Annotated in this window: 10 protein-coding genes; 2 read left to right on the top strand and 8 right to left on the bottom strand. The window is 61.4% G+C overall.

All coding sequences use genetic code 11. The annotated features are described in order from the left end of the window. Positions 1 to 10: 10 nt before the first annotated feature. The 6 genes from IZ6_RS01825 to IZ6_RS01800 are packed head-to-tail and all read right to left on the bottom strand — an operon-like array spanning position 11 to position 5,892. Positions 11 to 760 (bottom strand): sulfite exporter TauE/SafE family protein, encoded by a 750-nt coding sequence (locus tag IZ6_RS01825; RefSeq protein ID WP_222876326.1) that lies wholly within the window; start codon positions 758 to 760, stop codon positions 11 to 13. Between the two features lie 4 nt (positions 761 to 764). Continuing rightward, positions 765 to 1,805: an NAD(P)-dependent oxidoreductase gene (locus IZ6_RS01820; protein WP_222876325.1), complete on the bottom strand. Its 1,041-nt coding sequence runs from the start codon at positions 1,803 to 1,805 to the stop codon at positions 765 to 767. Next, positions 1,802 to 2,845 (bottom strand): amidohydrolase family protein, encoded by a 1,044-nt coding sequence (locus tag IZ6_RS01815; RefSeq protein ID WP_222876324.1) that lies wholly within the window; start codon positions 2,843 to 2,845, stop codon positions 1,802 to 1,804. The genes IZ6_RS01820 and IZ6_RS01815 overlap by 4 nt, the downstream gene beginning before the upstream one ends. 40 nt (positions 2,846 to 2,885) lie before the next feature. Further along, the gene (locus IZ6_RS01810; protein ID WP_222876323.1) at positions 2,886 to 4,175 is read right to left on the bottom strand and encodes a TRAP transporter large permease; all 1,290 of its coding nucleotides are present in this window, start codon (positions 4,173 to 4,175) and stop codon (positions 2,886 to 2,888) included. 13 nt (positions 4,176 to 4,188) lie between these two features. Continuing rightward, a complete protein-coding gene (locus IZ6_RS01805) occupies positions 4,189 to 4,794 on the bottom strand; it encodes a TRAP transporter small permease (protein ID WP_222876322.1) in 606 nt (201 codons plus the stop codon). Positions 4,795 to 4,854: 60 nt separating this feature from the next. Further along, a complete protein-coding gene (locus tag IZ6_RS01800) occupies positions 4,855 to 5,892 on the bottom strand; it encodes a TRAP transporter substrate-binding protein (RefSeq protein WP_222876321.1) in 1,038 nt (345 codons plus the stop codon). 761 nt (positions 5,893 to 6,653) lie between these two features. On the opposite strand from IZ6_RS01800, the gene IZ6_RS01795 reads away from it, so the two are divergent. Together IZ6_RS01795 and IZ6_RS01790 are read left to right on the top strand one after the other, a co-directional pair. Next, a complete protein-coding gene (locus IZ6_RS01795; RefSeq protein WP_222876320.1) occupies positions 6,654 to 8,402 on the top strand; it encodes a type I secretion system permease/ATPase in 1,749 nt (582 codons plus the stop codon). Between the two features lie 2 nt (positions 8,403 to 8,404). Next, positions 8,405 to 9,703 carry an HlyD family type I secretion periplasmic adaptor subunit gene (locus IZ6_RS01790; protein WP_222876319.1) on the top strand — a complete coding sequence of 433 codons (1,299 nt, stop codon included), beginning with the start codon at positions 8,405 to 8,407 and terminating at the stop codon, positions 9,701 to 9,703. Between the two features lie 65 nt (positions 9,704 to 9,768). On the opposite strand, the gene IZ6_RS01785 is transcribed toward IZ6_RS01790, so the two are convergent. Beyond that, positions 9,769 to 12,765 carry a hypothetical protein gene (locus tag IZ6_RS01785; RefSeq protein WP_222876318.1) on the bottom strand — a complete coding sequence of 999 codons (2,997 nt, stop codon included), beginning with the start codon at positions 12,763 to 12,765 and terminating at the stop codon, positions 9,769 to 9,771. 428 nt (positions 12,766 to 13,193) lie between these two features. Then, entirely contained in the window at positions 13,194 to 18,698 is a 5,505-nt protein-coding gene (locus tag IZ6_RS01780; protein ID WP_222876317.1) for an ExeM/NucH family extracellular endonuclease, read from the bottom strand. Positions 18,699 to 19,060 lie beyond the last annotated feature (362 nt).

Here is a 19,060-nt window from a genome sequence, read left to right as displayed (position 1 = left end):
GCAGCAAAGCTCAAATCAGGCCTGCTGCGCCATCATAGATTAGTTTAACACCCACCAGCAGCATCAGGCAGAAGATGATGGTGTAGAAGCGCTCGGTCGGCACACGTTTGACGAGCCATACGCCGAGAAAAGTCGAACCGATCGCCAGCGGCATCAGAACGAGCGATGTCGTCAGATTCTCCTGCGTGAACTGCCCCAAAAGGAAGAAGGGCGGCACCTTCACCCAATTGATGACGGCGAAGAAAAGCGAGGTTGTGCCGACGAAGATATCGCGCGGCAGCTTCTGCGGCGTTAGATAAATTTGCAGCGGCGGCGCACCGGTATTGGAAATCATACTGGTAAAACCCGACATCCAGCCCCAGAACCAGCCTTCCAGCGCCGACGGCGTGCGCGGCGGCACTTCCTTCTTCGCTACCAGATTTCTGAGACCGAACACGAAGGAGATGATCCCGAGCGCAAGCTCGAACGCTGCTTCCGAAATATAGGCCGCCAGAAGATAGGCGACGAAAATGCCTAAAAACGAGCTCGGAAATAGAATCCGCAGGTTCGGCCAGCTCCACTTCTTCCAGAAGGCGCTGACGCTGACGACATCCTGAACGATCAGGATCGGCAGCATGATCGCCGCGCCTTTGATCGGTGAAATGGCAAGCGCAAGCAATGGAAGCGAGAGGGCGCCGATGCCGGCAAAGCCGCCTTTGCCGAGCCCAAGCAGGATCACGGCGATAACCGCCACAACATAAAACGCAGGATCGGTGATCATCGCCTTAAGCCGGAACCTTGAGGCCTTGCTGAGCGAGCACCTCGGGATTGAGAATTGCCGGCGGCCATTCTCCCTTTATCGCCATCACGAGATCGCGCGCAACGGAAGATGTCCGTTCCGTCCGTAAGCTTATAGTCGCCCCGCCATTATGCGGCGCGAGGATCACATTATCGAGCTTCTTCAACGCGTCCGGCACAAAGGGATCGACCGTGTGCGGCGGCTCGTCCCAGAAGACATCGAGGGCTGCACCCGCAATTCTCTTCTCCTGCAGCGCGAGGATCATTTCCGGCTCATCGACGATACGGCCGCGGCCGGTATTGATGAGATAGCCATCCGGGCCGATCAGATCGAGTTCGCGGCGGCCGATGAGCTTGTGCGTCTCCGTGTTGTAGTCGCACAGCACGCAGACATAGTCGCTGCGCTTCAGAAGCTCATCGAGCTCGGCAACCCATTCGATGCCGAAATCCTTCTCTTCCGCGGCCGGCAGGCGCGAGCGTTTGGTGTAGATCACATTCATGCCGAAGGGTTTGAGGCGCGGCACCATATGGCGCGCGACCTTGCCGAGACCTATCAGTCCGACCGTCTTGTTCCAGCAGCCAAGGCCCATCAGCGCAGCCGTCTGTTCCTGGCGGAAACCGACCGTGCGCGTATAGACATCCGATTCGACGAGGCGATAGGCAAGGCCGAGCAGCATCCCCATGGTCAGATCGGCCGTCGCCGTATGGACGGTTTCCTGTCCGATTTGCGAGATCGGCCGGTCGATGATGACGGGAATGCCGAGTTTCGTTGCTGCGGCGACATCGATATCGGGATCGCGCGCCATGGCGGCGACGCCCTTCAGCTTCGGATTGGCGGCAAGCACTTCTGCGTTGACATGGGTTTCATGCAATACAAAGAGCCAGTCGGACCGCTTTGCGCCCGCCGCCAAGTCCGGAACGCCGATCTGCCGGTCAAAGTAAGGAAACACCTCGACCTCGGCGACTTCGCGCATGATGTCGAGCGCGGCTTCCGGGATCGGCTGCGCGACAAAAATCTTCGGCTTCATGACTGCACCTTTTCCAGGACCTGGCTTTGTTTGCTTTCGATTTTCAGGAGACGCGCAAGCGTGCCGCCGAGAATGGCGCGTTCCTGTGCGGCAGGAAGACCAAGCTCGCGCAGCGATTTAACGGCGGTCGCCGTGCCCATGCCGAACGAGTAATCGCAGCCGAGCACGACATGATCGGCGCCGACGCGGTCGATCAGAAACTGCAGCGACAGCGGATCGTGCAGAAGCCCGTCGCAATAGATGTTGCGGAGATAGTAGCTCGGTCTGTGCGGCAGGCCTTCGCGCAGTTTGGCCCTCTTTCCGTAAGCATGGTCGAGGCGGGCCACCTGATAGGGGAAGTAGCCGCCGCCATGCGCGAGGATCACGTTGAGGCCGGGGAAGCGTTCGAACACGCCGCCCATAATGAGGCGCGAGGCCGTCAGCGCCGTCTCGAACGGGAAACCGACCGTGTTCCACAAATGCATGTCTTTGAGACGGCGCATATCGCCGGAATTCTGCGGATGCAGGAACACCGGCACGCCGAGCTTCTCCGCACAGGCGAACACCGGCGCAAAACGCGCATCGTCAAGATCGATATCGTTGACATGAGTGCAGATCGCAGCGCCCCGCATGCCAAGCTGCAGCACCGCGCGTTCGAGCTCGGCCACCGCCGCCGGGACATCCTGCATCGGCAATGTTGCAAGCGGAATGAAGCGGTCGGGGTGCTGCAGCGCGAGCGCCGCCATGCCGTCATTGACGAGGCGCGTGAAGCGAACGCCCGTCTCCGGCTCCAGCCAATAGGCGAAGAGTTCCGGCGGCGGGCTGATCGCGGCAGCCGTCAGATGACGCTCATCCAGCGCTTTGAGGATCAGTTCCGGCACATAGGCGCATTCCTCAAGCTCGGTTTCCGGTTCCACCGGCACGCCGGGCGGAGCGGTGAAGACGAACCATTCGATGTCACGGCTGCGATCGGTTTCGATCACACCTTTGAAGTCACCGCGCCGCAGAGCTTCTACGAGGAGTGGCGGAACGACGTGGAAATGTATGTCGATGACATGCATCGGTGCGGATCTTTCTGTCCTGAGATGAGATGGGCCGAGGTCAGTCGACGAGATTGAACAATCGAGGCAAGAACATTGAGAAATCCTCGAAATAGGTGATGACCATCATGGTTGCTGTCAGCACAAGGATCATCGGAACCAGCGGTTTGATGACGGCCTCGATTGGCACTTTCGCGACGGCGCAGGCGGTGAAGAGGCAGCTTCCGACGGGTGGCGTCGCAAAGCCGAGCGCAATATTCGTCTCGACGAGAATACCGAAATGGATGGGTTCGACGCCGCGCGCGACCGCCATGGGTGTCAGGATCGGCATCAGGATCAGGATCGCCGGCGTCGTATCCATGAACATGCCCATGATGAAGAACAGAATCTGCACCAGAAGCAGGAATACGAATTTGCTTTCGATAAAGGACAGAGCTTCGGCGAGCTGGCCCGGCACCTGGAAGATCGTCAGCGCGTAGCCGAGAACCGCGCCCATCGAGATGACGAACAGCACGACGCCGGAGATCATGATCGTCTCGCGGAAAATGGCCACGAGCTTTTCCAGCGTCAGCGAGCGATACCAGAACGCCGTCACGAGCATGCCGTAGGCAACCGCAACGGCCGCCGCTTCCGTCGGCGTAAACAGACCGCCGACAATGCCGCCAAGAATAATCGCCATCATGATGATGGCGGGCGTTGCTTTCAGGATCGCAAGAACGACCCCGCGCAGCGAGAACGAGCCCGCGATCCTGCCATAGCCGTGCTTGCGCGACTGGTAGACGACATAGCCCGCAAGGCCCGTCGCATTGACGATGGCCGGAATGATGCCCGCGGCGAACAGACCGGCAATCGAGATATTGGCGACTATGCCGATCAGGATGAAATCGTTCGAGGGCGGAACGAGTGCCGCCGTGCCGCCGGCGGCGGCGAGCACGGCGGTTGCGAAGGGCAGAGGATAGCCCTGCTCCTTCATGCTCGGGATGGTAATCTTGCCGATGGCGGCGGTATCGGCCGAAGACGATCCGGAAATGCCGCTGAACATCAGGGTCGATGCGATCATCGAGGTGCCGAGCCCGCCGCGGCCGCGGCCGAGCGTGACGCTGGCAAGTTCCATCAGGCTTTTGGCGACGCCGCCTTCGGCCATGATCGAGCCCGCGAAAACAAACAGCGGGATCGTCAGGAAGCTGAAGGAGTTCAGCGTATTGAAGATCACCTGCGGAAGCGCCGGCAGAAGCTCCGATCCGCCCTCGCCCATCAATATGCCGACCGTGCCCGACATGCCGAGCACAAACGCCACCGGCAGCGCGATGATCAGGAACAGAAGAAAGGAAATTCCGATTGCGGGAGCCATGATCCAAAAATCCTTATTCGGCCGGAACGGCCGGCAGCGCCGCCGTCTGCACGCTGTGAGCGCCGCTCTTCAGCGTGTTCATGTTTTCGATTTCCTGCAGTTCGCGCAGGCTGAACGGCTTTTCGGTGAAGTAAGCGATCACCGCATCCGCAACCTCGAGCCCGTGCATGACGATCAGCATGCTGTAGCCGACGAGAAGACCCGCGGCCGGAATGCGCATGTCGATCTCGGTGACGAAGGAGGTCTGACCTTCCATCACGTCGAGGAAGCCGAAGCTCAATTTGGCGAAAAGAATGAGGAAGGCGATGATCAGCACATTGCCGATCTGCCGGATGAGCTTCTGCATGCCGGACGACAGCGGCATCAGCGCCCATTGGAACGTGAAGTGACTGCCGCGGCGCACGCCAATCGCCGCCGCCATGGGCGCAAACCAGACGAGGCAGTAGCGGGCGATTTCTTCTGTCCAGGCCCAGGGCACGAGCAGCACGTAGCGCACGATCACGCCCGTGAAGACGCAAAAGAACATGACCGAGAGCAGGCCAGCGCAGATCACGAGAAGCGCGATCTCTAGAAACGCACCGAAACGCGACAGATTGCGGGCCAATGAGAGCAGCGGCATTTGCGCCTCCGGGCGAAAGAGAAAACGGGACGAAGCCGGAGAGGACTTCGCCCCGTGGGTTCAGGCGTAGGAGCGGGCTTTGTCGAGCAGGTCCTTGGTGACCCGCTCTTCATTGGACGCGTACACCGCCTGGATGAGATCGGCGAAAGGCTTCGTCGTTTCGGGCTGGTACATCTCAATGCCCTTGGCCTTCAGTTCCGCGATCGCTTCATTTTCCTTAGCGAGAACGGCTTCGACCTGCGCATCGGCGGCTTCCTTGCCGGCAGCGCGCACGATGTCCTGATCTTCCGGGGTCAGCTTCGCCATGAACTTGTCGGAGACGACAAGCACGCTGACGATGTTGATGTGATGCGTCAGCGTCATAAATTTCGTGACCTGATAGATCTTCATCTCGACCATATCGACGGGAGCATGATCGCCGCCGTCTATGACGCCGGTCTGCAGCGCCGTATAGGTCTCGCTGAAGGAGACCGGCGTCGGAATGGCGCCGAGACGCGAGAACGTATCGCGCTGGATCTTCGAAGACGACGCACGCATCTTCAGACCCTTCATGTCTTCCGGACCTTTGATGAGGCGCTTGCTGTTCCAGTAATTGCGGGCGCCGTCCGTCGCAAAGCCGACGGTTTCGATGTTGAACGCCTTGTTGAACATCGGCTTCAGATATGTGCCGACATCGCCGTTCGCGGCGGCGAGCGCCTTGCGCGTATCGCCGAAGAGGAAAGGCAGGTTGAAGATATCGGCCTGGGCGACGGCCGACGACATGACGCTGGTATCGGTCGTGACCGCATCGAGCGTGCCGGCCTTCACCGCGTTGGTCATCTCGTCATTGGAGCCGAGCTGACCGTCCGGGAAGATCGTGACCTTCACGCGGCCTTTGGTGCGCTCTTCGACGAGTTCCTTCATCACGACGGCGGATTTGGTGTGCGGCGCCGACATCGGGCTGTCCGAGCCATACTTCATCGTGATCGTGTCGGCGGCGTTGGCGCGGCCGATGATGTTGAGCTTGGTGACGGCAAGGCCCGCGCCAACCGTGAGGCCGGTGAGAACGGAACGCCGTGTAAGCCTGGATACTGAGTCTGGAGTTATGATCTTCGTCATCGCTGTTCCCCATCGCTTTGTGCCGGCGGAGTTGCCGGATTTCGGGCAAGAGCTAGCGATCGCCGCAGAGATGCTGCAGCGTTTGCCCGCTCGAAATGTTCAAGAGACGCGGCGTCCTGCCGTCGTCATGTCGCGCGCGGCCTGCGCGCGCTATTCGCGCGCTGAAGGTCGCTCACTCAAAATGTCAGGTGAATGTCTTCATCGCTGCCAACTCCTGTCCGCCACCGGACCTGGAATTGGAGAGTGCGGAAGCGCTCGACCAATCTGGTCGGTGGCATCTGGGTTTTTGTCCCTGCCGTGCTTCCTACGGATTTCTCCCGCGGATCGCGGCACTCGGACCAGCATCGAATTTGAAATCCGACCGGAACCCTAGCCGCCGACAGTCAAATTCTGTCGCGGTGCATACTCGTTGGGCAAGATCAAAAAGTATGCAAAGCCGTATGCAAAAGCGCATATTCGCGGCAAGCGCACAGCAAAGACGCAAAATCACGCGACGAACTTATATCTCTCACCTGCCGAGAGACACGTATGTACTCTTTCGGAAACGCTGCAGCTGCGGCGACGCACCGTCGTAAATTCTTCTTCGGGTTGCATTTTCGGGAGCGATACTGCAGCCAGCGGGAAACGCCAAAACCACTTCCGGAGAACGCCGCCGCTCCGCCATTTCGCGACGTCACAGCGTCTTTCTTCACTGTCACAGGCCTGCATTGTTTCGGCCCTAGGCAAGAGCTTTCCACAATCTGATCAGCACCAGACCGGCCATGACACCTCGCCAGAGCAGCGCCCCCGCGGATAGCGCCCTTCTGCGCGATGCACTTCGGCGGTGCCGCTCGGCCTTCTGGGCGACCGGTATCCTCACCGGCATGGTCAATGTGCTGATGCTGACCGGCTCGATCTACATGCTTCAGGTGTATGACCGGGTCCTGCCTTCCCGCAGCGTTCCCACATTGATCGCACTGACCGTTGCATTGCTTGGGCTTTATGCCCTGCTCGGCCTGTTCGACTGGGCACGCCAGCATATCCTTGCCCGCGTCGGCACCGCCCTCGACGAGGCTCTCTCCGCCCCTGTCGTCGGAGCAATTCTGCGGCTCGCCAATCGCGGACGGGAAAGCGTCGGCACCCAGCCGTCGCGCGATCTCGATGCCGTGCGCGGCTTTCTTTCGAGCCTTGGTCCGACCGCGCTGTTCGATCTGCCTTGGGTACCGCTTTATCTCGTTATTTCCTTCATGCTGCATCCGCTCATCGGCTGGACGGTGGTCATCGGCGCTCTCATCCTCGCGTCACTGACGATCGTCACGGAGCTGCGCGTCCGTGCGCCGGCCAAGGAAGCAACGCTCGCCGGCGCGCAGCGCGCCGCGGAACTCGAATCCGCGCGGCGCAATGCCGAGATCATCTCCGCGCTCGGCATCGAGAACCGCATCGCCGAACGCTTCCGCAAAAGCAGCGCCGATTTCATCAAGGCCCAGCAGGGCATGAGCGATGTCACGCTGTCGCTCGGCACGCTGTCGAAAATCGTCCGCTTCGTCCTTCAATCGGCAACGCTCGGCGTCGGCGCCTGGCTCGTCATCCATGGCGAGGCCTCGGGCGGCGTCATGATCGCCTCCTCAATCATGAGCAGCCGGGCGCTCGCGCCGATCGAGCTTGCCATCGGCAATTGGAAACCGTTTCTCGGGGCCCGGGATGCGTGGAAACGCCTGCATCAGACGCTCTCAGCGGCCGCCCGCACCGAACCCACGATCGTACCGCAGACCCCGCGCAACGAAATTTCGGTCGACGGCATCGTCGTCGTTCCGCCCGGCGCCGGCGCGGCGGCCATCAACAACGTATCCTTCAAGCTGAAGGCCGGCGACGGGCTCGGCATTATCGGTCCGTCCGCCTCCGGGAAATCCTCGCTGGCGCGAGCACTTGTCGGCGTGTGGCAGGCGCAGCGCGGCGAAATCCGCCTCGACGGCGCGACCTATGATCAATGGCCGGACGAAATCCGCGGCGCGATGATCGGCTATCTGCCGCAGGATATTGAGCTTTTCGGCGGCACCGTCGCCGACAATATTTCGCGCTTCGATCCGCAGGCGAACTCCGCATCGGTGCAGGCCGCGGCGGAAACGGCCGGCGCACATGAAATGATCCTGCGCCTGCCCGCGGGCTATGAGACGCGGATCGGCGAGTCGGGAAGCGCTCTGTCCGGCGGGCAGCGGCAGCGCATCGCTCTGGCGCGCGCCCTGTACGGCAACCCCTTCCTCGTTGTGCTCGACGAGCCGAACTCCAATCTCGATTCCGACGGCGAGGCGGCGCTCGCCAAAGCCATCGCCAGCCTAAGGGCGCGCGGCGCCATTGCCATCATCATCGCCCATCGCCGCGCCGCGCTCGATCCCGTCGATCTCGTCCTCGCTCTGAACAGCGGCGTCGTTCAGGGTTTCGGTCCGAAGGATGAGACGCTGCGCAATCTCTTCGCACCATCCGGCCCCACACCCCTGGCGCGTCCGCGCGTTGCTACCGCAAAGAGCGTCTGACCATGGCGCCCTCACCCGCTTTGCGCGACATTAAGCGCGCCAGCATGATCAGCGTCGCCGCTGCCGCCATCTTCGCCGTCGGCGCCGGCGCCTGGGGCGCGACGGTGCCCATCGCCTCAGCCGTTATCGCGCCCGGCCAGATCGTCGTCGAATCCAATGTCCGGCGTATCCAGCATCCGACCGGCGGCGTTGTCTCCGATATCCTCGTCAAAGACGGCGACAAAGTGCAGAACGGCGATGTCCTGGTGCGGCTCGACGACACGACCACGCGCGCCAATCTCGCTGTCGTCGAAAACCAGCTCAACCAGCTCGTTATTCGCGAGGCCCGGCTTGCCGCTGAACGCGACGGGGCCGAGAGTTTCGATTTCCCGGAGAAACTCGCGGACAAGAAGGACGATCCGGCGGTTCGCAAGATCGAGACCGGCGAACGCACGCTGTTCACCGCGCGGCGCGAATCCATGGCCGGGCAGAAATCGCAGCTGCGCGAACGCGTAACGCAGACAAATGAGGAAGTGCGCGGGCTCAATGCGCAAGCCGATTCCAAGCGCGAGCAGATCAGGCTGATCCAGTATGAGCTCGAAGGCGTGCGCAAACTGCAGGAGCAGAATCTCGTGCCTCTGTCGCGGGTGACGGCTCTCGAGCGGGAGGCCGCGCGTCTTCTGGGCGAGGAAGGCCAGCACGTGGCCGAGATCGCGCGCGCCAAAGGCCGGATCGTCGAAACCGAGATCCAGATCATCCAGCTCGAGCAGGAACAGCGCAAGGAAGTCGCCGCGCAGCTCACCGAGACCGAGGCGAAGATCGCCGATCTCGCGGAGCGCCGCACCGCCGCACTCGACCAGCTGACCCGCATCGATATCCGCGCGCCGCAGGCCGGTGTCGTGCATCAGAAATCGGTACACACCAAAGGCGGCGTCATCAGCGCCGGCGAGCAGATCATGCTGGTCGTGCCGCAGGCGGACGGGCTCGTCGTCGATGTGCGCATTGAACCGCAGATGATCGACCGCGTCCATTTCGGGCAGTCCGTCACGCTGAAATTCCCGGCCTTCAATTCGGCCGCCATGCCCGATATCTTCGGTATCCTGTCGCGCGTGTCTGCCGATGTTACCCATGACGAAAAGACCGGCATGAGCTTCTATACGGCGCGGATTTCCATTCCGCCGGTGGAACACGCCAAGCTCGCCGGCGAAACGCTGGTGCCGGGCATGCCGGTCGAGGCCTATATCGACACCGGATCGCGCACGCCCTTCGCCTATCTGACGAAGCCGTTTACCGATCAGCTGGCGCGGTCCTTCCGTTACTGACCGCTTCGATCCTTAGACAAAAAAGGGGCACCTTTCGGTGCCCCTTTTCGTGTCGGGTGTTGCCCTCAGATATACCAGTCGCCGACCGGCTGGTTGCCGACCATATGGCCTTCAGTGCGCAGCTCGGCGATCGAGAGGTCTTCGAGCAGAACCTTACCGAAGACGCTCGAATTGATCTCGACACCGCCGCCGACGTTCTTGAACGTCGCGCCGGCGCCAAGGCCCGATGTGATCGCATCGAAGGACGCCAGCACAGCGTCGAGGTTGGAAAGATCGCCCGTCAGCGTCGCGATCTGCGCATCGGTGAGAACGATGATCCGGTCTTCGGCGGCGTTGAAGTCCGTAATGTTGTCGCGGTTGAAGCTAGAGCCGAACACGAAGATGTCGGACCCTTCTCCACCCGTCATTACGTCATTGCCGCTGCCGCCGATCAGGACGTCATCGCCATCACCGCCGTCGAGTTCATCGTTGCGGGCGCCGCCGAGCAGAAGGTCGCGGCCTTCATCGCCCTTCAGCGTATCGTCGCCCTCGCCGCCGACAAGCGCGTCATTGCCCTGCCCGCCGTAGATGTCGTCGTGGCCGTCGCCGCCAAAGAGGAAGTCATTGTCCGCGCCGCCGTCGAGCATGTCATTGCCCGTGCCGCCGTCGAGCGTGTCATTGCCCGTGCCGCCGAGAACGAAATCCTCGCCCTTGCCGGTCGTGACGACATCATCGCCCGCGCCGCCTTCGATGTCGCGATTGCCGTCGACTGCGGTCAATGTGTCATTGCCGGCGCCGAGCAGGATATCGCCGGAGACCTGGGCGTTCTTTTTCAGCGTGACGGTGTCGTTGCCGTCGCCCATATCGATGGCCGATCCGCCGGTCGCCGTCATGTTGCCGGCATTGACGAGAACGTCATCGCCGCCGCCCATTTTGACACCGCCGACGATCTTGCCGGTCTCATTATTGGTCAGCGTGTCGGCATGCGTGCCGACAATGTTGATGGCTTCACCACCCTTGATGCGCTCCACGAACGGCGCGAGATCCTCGGGCAGAACATCCGTCGGCAGATTGCCGTCGCCCTTGATCGTGCCGCTGTTCACGATGGTTGTCGCGGCGAACGCACCCGCATTGCCAGAATTGTCGATCTGGATGGCGCGGCCATAACCATAGAGCATACCACCTTTGTAATTGGTGATTGTGCCGCCACCCATCGCGATGGCCTCCGACACGTTCGGCTCACCGTCATGATAGCCGTTGTGACCAAGCCCGCTGATTTCGCCCCAGTTCTCGATGACGGCAAGACCGTCGACATCGACCGCATCGCCGTCGCTGTCTTCGTAGTGCGCCGACTTGCCAAGCATGGTGCCGTAGTTCTTCACGTACACCGTGTTCGCGACCGTCGCATCATTGTCGATGTTCACCGCCGAGCCGTTGCGGCCGGCGAGGAGACCACCCTTGTCGTTGACCACGGTCAGACCACGCTCACCCGTCACGGCGTGACGCGAGGCTTCGATGCGGCCGCCGGCCAGATTGTGCAGGGAGCTTCCGGTCCCGGCCTTGAAATCGACGCCGTCACCGCCGCGGCCCGCACCGGGGACATCGAGGGCATTCTGGATTGTACCGGCATTGATCACCTGCGTGTTGCTGCCGAGACGCATAACGTCGTTTTGCGGGTTACCACCCAGGATCAGGCCGCCGGCGCGGTTTTCGATGACGTAAACGGCGTTGACGGCGTCATCGAGCCGGACGGTCTCGTCGCTCGCCGACTTGATCGTGCCCTCGTTGATCAGCTTGAACGTCGAACCGTGGAAATCCGCGGTGGCCCTGATCGCGCGAGCCGTACCCTCGATCAGGCCGCCGGCCTTGTTGACGATGGTGATGCCGCCGGTGAAGTCGAGGGCGCGGTTATTGCCGACGAGGATACCGGTCGCACCGCTGATCGTTCCGGAATTGGTAACCGAAGGCAGAACACCGGGGTTCAACAGAAGCACATCGCCCTGAACAGTGCCCCCATCCTCAACCGTCAGCGCCTTGCCGGCCGGAACGGTAAGCCCGCCCACGAAGACCTGACCGTCGACGACCACATAGGGATCGTCATTGGTGACGATCGCCGTCTTGACCACGTTCACACCGAGGACCGCGCTGGCGCCGGCATTTTGGGCACCGGTCAGCGTCAGCACGACGGTTTCGTCGGCTTCGAGCAGCGTGTCGCCGGAGACGTTGATCGTCACTGTTGCCGTTGTCGCGCCGTCCGCGATGGTGCCACTGAAAGTCAGCGGCTTGGTGCCGCCGAAATCTGCACCGTTGGTCGTACCGCCGATCGTCCCGGAGAACTGGACGGCCCCGGTCGTGCCTCCGAGACGCTCCACCGTGAACACGATGACGGTCTGCCCGTTATTGCCCTCGGCCTGCGAAAGCGTCGCCGTACCGCCGGCAAAGACGATGGTCTGGAAGTTCGGATCGCCAGCAAAAGGCGCGGTAACGAACGGCACGTCCGGCCGGATGCCGTCATTGTACTGATCGCCATTGCCGTCCTGCGAAACCCAGTTCGCGGGATTGTTGATCAGCGGGAGCAGCGCGGGAAAGCTCGCAGCGCCGCGCACACCGCCATAAACCGCGATGTCGGCATCGGCATCGAGGCTCGTCAGCGAAAGTGCCGTCTGCCCCTGGACGAGACCCGTATTGGTCAGCGCGCCATTGGCGGTGCCGAAATTGTCGCTAGATATCGCGGAAAGGAAGGCGGGCGCGCCCGGCGCGCCGGTATAGGCGTAGACGGTCTCGTTCTGAACGTCGATATCGCGCTGCGTCTGGTCGCTGAAAGCAATCGTGCCGAGATTGCTGGTCGCGGTTTGGCCGGCCGCGAGGCCGTCCATGGTGACGACGCTGCCGGCAGCGATCTCGCCTGTTGCTGTCCAGCTCCAGGTCGCCTCACCCGTGTTGAAGCTTGTCCCGTTCCACTCATTGTCGGTGAACGTAATCACCGTGCCCGCCGGAATCGTTTCCAGAACAACGAAAGCAAGATTATCAGGACCGTCCGCGTTGAAGCCGACGAAAGCGATGGAGCCAATACCCAGAGCCATAATGGAAAATCCCCCAAACAAACAGCGCTTCAACATCGAAACGCGTGTTGACCAACCCGCGGCCGTTTCTGGTCACCGACGATGACGCGCGCTTTACAGTTTTCTGACAGCGCACCAATTTCCAATTCTTATCCTCCTGCCGTGAGGCCGAATCGATACTTCATGTACGTACTTTTTTGAAGATTCTCTGGTGTCATAATGCGTTGACTCAACGAATGGTCGCAGACCGCTCGCAGGCCCTCGCCAACTGGTGGCGATGCAGGAATGCGTTACGCGTGTAGAAATAACGTCAGTACATCTTTCGCGCGCCATCGGTTATATCCGCACACGCGCTCCGGTTGGAGCAAAGAGGCAATAACAACCGCACAAAAGAAGAAGGGGCGCCGTTTGGCGCCCCTCCATTTCCGATCTGCTTCGGGTGTTTCCGGTTAGACGTACCAGTCGCCGACCGGCTGGTTGCCGACCATATGGCCCCCGGCGCGCAGCTCGGCGATCGAGAGATCTTCGAGCAGGACCTTGCCGAAGACGCTCGAATTGATCTCGACACCGCCGCTGATATTCTTGAACGACGCACCGGCGCCGATACCGGTCGTGATCGCATCGAAGGAGGCGAGCACGGCGTTGATGTCGGAAAGATCGGCCGTGAGTGTTGCGATCTGCGCGTCGGTGAGGACGATGATGCGGTCCTCGGCAGCGTTGAAGTCCGTGATGCTGTCGCGGTTGAAGCTGTTGCCGAACACGAAGATGTCGGCGCCCTCTCCACCCGTCATTTCATCATTGCCGCTACCGCCGATCAGAACATCGTTGCCGGAACCACCTTCCAGCTTGTCGTTGCGGGCGCCGCCGAGCAGGAGGTCGCGGCCTTCATCGCCCTTCAGCGTATCGTCGCCCTCGCCGCCGACGAGCGCGTCATTGCCGCGTCCGCCATTGACCTTGTCATGGCCGTCGCCGCCAAGGAGAAGGTCCTTGCCGCCGCCGCCATTGATCGTGTCGTTGCCGCCGCGGCCGTCGATGACATTGGCGAAGTCGTCGCCGTTGAGGGTCTCGTTCTTCGAGCCGCCGGTAACCGTCTTGCCGTCGAGGATCGTATCGTCGCGGAAGTTGAGGTTCTGGATGCGCGTATCGCCGGTGCGATCCGTGTCGGCGTCATTGTAAGCGGTTTCTTCGTAGAATTCCTTGAGATACTCCGCGAAAGCGTCCTGTTCGGTGCCTTCGGCGGCGAAGCTCGATTCCTGGCCCGCATCCGGAACGAGGTCCGGCGTCAGGTTGACGACATTGGCAAAGCCCGGATTGGCCGCGATGAACTGCTGCAGCGGGTAGCTGTCGCCGCCCGTGAGCAGGAAGCTGAGCGTCACCATGCGGATCGGCAGAGCGGGATTGGCCACAAGTTCGCCGTCCTCAACGAGAGCGATCGTCGGGTTGCCGTTCTCGTCGATCAGCGCCGCCGACAGGACACGGTTGCCCGGGGGCAGGTCCATGTCGAAGCTGTAGGCGATGCCGCCGATCTGAGCGAACTGGCCCGGCGTCGCCGTCGCGGTCGTTGCGCGAACCGCATGCTCCAGAACCAGGAGCAGCTGTTCGGCGGTAACAGTGACGAGCGACAGGGCGTTGTTGAAGCGCAGCGAGTTTTCGATGTCGAGCTGCGAGACGCCGCCATCCGGCGGAAGCTTGTCGATCTCGCCGGTCACCGGGTCGGGCTCGGACACGGTGCCGATCGCCGAGCGGACACCGCCGCCATTTTTGAGCGAAACCAGAACCGTTCCGTCAACCTGCTTGCCGTACCAGAGATTGGCGTCGGCGGTCAGATTGCCGAGATTGGTTTCCTCGGTGCGGATGATGGCGCGTTCGCCTTCCAGATACACATCGGATTTGCCGAGGACATTGCCGTCCTTGACGTTGATGACGTTCTGAATGGCATCGGTCACATCGCGGACCTTGTCGCCGCGCGTGCCGTTGGCGAAGGCCGTGGCTTCGAGTTCGGCTTCGCTGACGCCCCAGGCTTCGGCGACTTCCGCTGCGGTGGCGACATAGGCGCCGCTTTCCGCCGGGTTGAGGCTGCCGACAATGATTTCGCCATTGTCGTCGAACTCGACTGTGAGGCGGCCGAGATAGGTGTATTCGCCGTCGGTGTTGACGATCAGCGTCGTCTTGCCGTCCGCGCCCGCGGTGACGATCGGGTAGGTGCCTTCGGCAACCGGCGAATGGCCTGGGAAGCTGCCGAGTTCGTCATCGCTATCGGCGAGGCGGGTGTTGGAACCACCGCCGATGATGATATCGACACCACGGAGCTTCGTCGCCAGCAGCTGCTCATTGGCGATCTGCTGCAGATGCGACTGGACGATGATCTTGTTGATGCCCTCGGCGATCATTTCATCGATGATCGGCTGCAGCTGCGCCGCCAGAAGCGTCATGTCGTCGACTTCGGTGCCGTCGGTCGGGAAGCCCTTCACTTCGGTGCCGGTCGGCGAGGAGATGCTCTCAAGCAGCTGCGTCGTCGCGCCGATGATGCCGATCTTCTGACCGCCTTCGGTGATGACCGCCGCCGGAGCGACGCGGCCCTTTAGCGTGCTGGCTTCGGCCGTCGGCGTCGCGCCATTGCCGACCGTATTGGTGAAACGCGGGTTCAGGTCCGCATCGGCCGAGAAATCAAGGTTCGCCGACAGATAGGCGAAGTTTGCGCCGTTCCAGCCGGCAACCGAGCCGGGCGTAATCGCATCGCGCAGAACCTTCGAACCGAGATCGAAATCGTGATTGCCGATGGTCGAGGCTTCGATACCGATAGCGTTCAGGATCGCGATGTCGGCGGCGGCGATCGGCTGGTTCACGCCGGCTGCCATTGTCGAACCGGTCGCGGCGTTGATCGCTTCACGCACCGACGGATCGGTGCCGGCCGCGATGAACGGGCCGGGAAGGAAGTTGTCGCCGCTCGAAAGCACCAGCGTGTTGGCATATTCGTCCTCGAACTTGTCGACGAGAGCCGCGAGATTCTTTGCCGTCTGCGGCGCGAGAAGGCCGGCTTCGGCGTCCGAGAAATGGAGAAGTTGGAGCTTGAAGGTCACAGGGACATCCTCCTCTTGGAGATTAAGCCCGACAAGGATCGGGTCGTGGTCGGAAACGCGGGCCAGGGTGTCCGCATCGAAGATGGTGGGGTCGCGGCCGAAATCGGTGTTGTAGTCGAGCGCGTCGGCTTCATCGGCGTTGATGTGCCATTCGGCGACACCGGTGACCTGCGAGGCGAGGCCTTCATTGGCGAAGATGTAGTCGAGCGAGCCGATCTGGCCGTCGAAGACATATGAGTAAGGATCCTCGAGGCGCAGTTGCAGGTTCTCGTAGCCCGCATCCTCAATGATGCCGACCGCATCTTCCTTGAAATAGGCGTTGAAGTCGCCGAGCAGCATGATGTCGTCGTCGCCAGATCCCGTCGGATCGGTCGCGAGCCATTCGGTCAAAGCCTCGGCCGCAAGTTCGCGCTGGTTCTGCCAGGCGCCCTGCCCGTCGAGCTGATCGGCGTCCGAGCCCGTGCCGGCGCCGCTCTTCGATTTGAAATGGTTGATCGCCGCGGTGAATTCGCCGCCGGTGTCGAGATCCTCGAAGGTGACGGTGAGCACGTTGCGGCTGGTGTTGAGGCCGTTGAAGACACCGTCAACCGTCGACCGGTCGAGAAGCTCCTGCGGCAGGTCGGCATCGCTCAGAATTTCGATCGTCGTATCGAGCGCGATACGCACTTCCGACGGCTTATAGATGCACGCCACCGAAATGGCGTCCGAGCCGACAAATTGCTGGCCGGGATTGACCCAGGAATAGACCGCGCTGCCGAGCTGCGCGTTCATCTGGTTGACCAGATATTCCAGCGCGTTGCCGGCCGAGCCCGGAAGGAAGTCGTTCTCGATCTCGATCAGGCCGAGAATGTCGGCATCCATCGCGCAGAGCACGTTGACGAGCTTTTCCGTCTGGCGGTTGAACTCGTTGATGTCGTTGGCGCCGCGCGGGTCAAGACCAACAGCGGTGTTGTCGGCGGGATTGTCCGGCGCGCCGGTCGCTTCATTGATCGTGTTCAGCGTCTTGAAATAGTTCAGCACGTTGAAGCTGCCGACCTGGATATTGCCGCCGACATCCGGCGGCGTTTCCGGACGTTCATTGACGCTTTCGAATTCGTTGGCGCCGTTCTCGACAGCGCGCACGCGCCAGGTCGAACCGTCGGCGGAAGCGCCCGCCCACTGATAATCGAGCACGCCGGTGAGACCCGTCACGGTGTCGCCCATGCGCGGAGCATTGGCCGTGTTGTACGTCGGACCGTAGCCGTCGAGATTGCCGATCGGCTGGTTCTGGCTGTTGAGGCCGTCATCGTAGGTGATCGTGCGGCTGCCGACCTCCTGCAGATGCTGCTGGTAGCCCGCAACATCCGGATCATTGTCATGCGTGAACTGGGCGGGACGATCGCCGGCGACGAGCTTGATGTCGTTGAAGCGATCGAGATTGAACTGTTCCGAAACCGTCAGCGTTTCGGGGATCGTGACCAGCATGCCTTCATAGGCTTCGAGATCGGGCTGATACTGGCCGTTCTGGTTCAGCGTCACGCCCGCGGTCGGAAGATCGATCACCGCCGCCATCGTGCTGATATCGGCAACCGCGCCCGCCTGCACGACCGAGATCGTGTTGGCGTTGAGCTGCGTCATGCCGAAATTCTCGGTGAGGCTGCCCGTCACGCGCACTCTGTCGCCGACATTGAGGCCCGTCATGCCGCCGAAGACGAAAATGCCTTCCGAGGTCGAGACATTGCCGTCGCTATCGGTGATCTCTTCCTGCAGATAAAAGCCGTTGAGATTGCGAGCATTGTCGGCATCGCCGGTCTGGAAGTCACCGACGACGATGGCCTCGACGGTCACGATCTGGTTGTTCATCGTGTTCGTTACGCCGGTACCCTGGATCGCCGAGATTTTGGTGATCGTGACATCGTCATTTGTGACCGTGCCGGTGGCAGACGCGTCGGCGATCTGAGCGCCATTGGTGGCGTTCGATAGTTCGACGGTGAAGGCCTCGTTCGGTTCGGAGTCCGTATCGCCATTGATCGTGATCGATATCTGCTGAGTCAGCGATCCGCCCGCCGTGAAGCTGACGACGCCCTGTGCGGCGACATAATCGGACCCGGAATTCGCCGAGCCGTCGGCTGTGTCGTAGTCGACATCGAAGCTCGAAGTGTTGTCGCTGCGGGTGACCGTGAAGGTCATCACCTGCGTTCCGGCATCGCCTTCGGAAATCGAGACATCTCCGATCGATACCGTCGTCACCGCCGTGTCTGCGGGCTCGCTTGAGACATTGATGTTGTCGATGCCGACCCATTCGTCATTGCCGGCGGCATTCGTCGTCAGAATGCGCACCTGCAGGTCGGCGCGGCCGTTCACTTCAGCCGGGAGAAGCACGTTGAAATGCGTTGTTTCCGTCGCCGTGGATTGGGTGGTGACGTCACCGTCAAACCCACCCGGAGCATTCGTCCAGGCACCGGCGCTGCCGAGACGGTACTGAACCGCAATCGGCTGAATCGCATTGTCTGCGCTGCCGTCGATATCGCGCGCATCGAATTCGATGCGAACCTCTTCACGGCTCGACGCGTCGAGATACAGAACAAGGCTCGGCGCGTCGGCGGTGCCCGAACCGTTCAGCGCGATCGTCGGATCGGCGATCTGGAATTCGGCAACGCCGCCCGCGGTCGCCGTGTTCGGCGTGGTTTGATTGGCGATCACGTCGACCGCACCAAGCCCTTCGCCGATCAAAGTCGTCGGATCGACGCCCGTCGGTGAACCCGCATCGATATCGCCGAGATAGCCGACAATACCGCCAATGCCCGACCAATCGTCATTGGCGGTAATCAGCCCGGTATTGCTCCAGTCCTGTGTAAGATTACCGTTGGCGAGAATGTGCGGTGTCGTGCTCATCGGCTATTCCCTCGAGTGTCGGCCTCATTTGAGCGGCAGCATTCGGGCAAATCGTTCCCGCTCGCGCCGCCGGGAGCGGCACGCGGAAACACGCGCATAATCGAACGCTGTCGCCCGCGACGGCGGGTGAATGAAGAGTTAACGGGCCGGACGGTAGGCGAGCTCGGCTACAAATATGTGACTTGCGGAATGCCGGATTGCGAAATTTATCGCGTAGTTACAATGGAACCGGTTCCGGGTTCGTCACAATTTTCGGCGCATGCTCGCCTCTCCGTTGATTTTCTTGGAGAGTCTGCGCGTCGGCGCGATTTGCATGACAATTGCACAGCGTCACACGGCATTTTCTGTGCGTTCGAAAAACG

The organism is Terrihabitans soli, from assembly GCF_014191545.1.
In the GTDB taxonomy this organism is placed as follows: domain Bacteria; phylum Pseudomonadota; class Alphaproteobacteria; order Rhizobiales; family Methylopilaceae; genus Flaviflagellibacter; species Flaviflagellibacter soli.
This window is presented reverse-complemented; position numbering and strand designations above follow the sequence as displayed.

Excerpts from the sequence above, each read along its gene's own strand:
- IZ6_RS01825 (WP_222876326.1), bottom strand. The coding sequence starts at position 760 with ATGATCACCGATCCTGCGTTTTATGTTGTGGCGGTTATCGCCGTGATC.
- IZ6_RS01820 (WP_222876325.1), bottom strand. The coding sequence starts at position 1,805 with ATGAAGCCGAAGATTTTTGTCGCGCAGCCGATCCCGGAAGCCGCGCTC.
- IZ6_RS01815 (WP_222876324.1), bottom strand. The coding sequence starts at position 2,845 with ATGCATGTCATCGACATACATTTCCACGTCGTTCCGCCACTCCTCGTA.
- IZ6_RS01810 (WP_222876323.1), bottom strand. The coding sequence starts at position 4,175 with ATGGCTCCCGCAATCGGAATTTCCTTTCTTCTGTTCCTGATCATCGCG.
- IZ6_RS01805 (WP_222876322.1), bottom strand. The coding sequence starts at position 4,794 with ATGCCGCTGCTCTCATTGGCCCGCAATCTGTCGCGTTTCGGTGCGTTT.
- IZ6_RS01800 (WP_222876321.1), bottom strand. The coding sequence starts at position 5,892 with ATGACGAAGATCATAACTCCAGACTCAGTATCCAGGCTTACACGGCGT.
- IZ6_RS01795 (WP_222876320.1), top strand. The coding sequence starts at position 6,654 with ATGACACCTCGCCAGAGCAGCGCCCCCGCGGATAGCGCCCTTCTGCGC.
- IZ6_RS01790 (WP_222876319.1), top strand. The coding sequence starts at position 8,405 with ATGGCGCCCTCACCCGCTTTGCGCGACATTAAGCGCGCCAGCATGATC.
- IZ6_RS01785 (WP_222876318.1), bottom strand. The coding sequence starts at position 12,765 with ATGGCTCTGGGTATTGGCTCCATCGCTTTCGTCGGCTTCAACGCGGAC.
- IZ6_RS01780 (WP_222876317.1), bottom strand. The coding sequence starts at position 18,698 with ATGAGCACGACACCGCACATTCTCGCCAACGGTAATCTTACACAGGAC.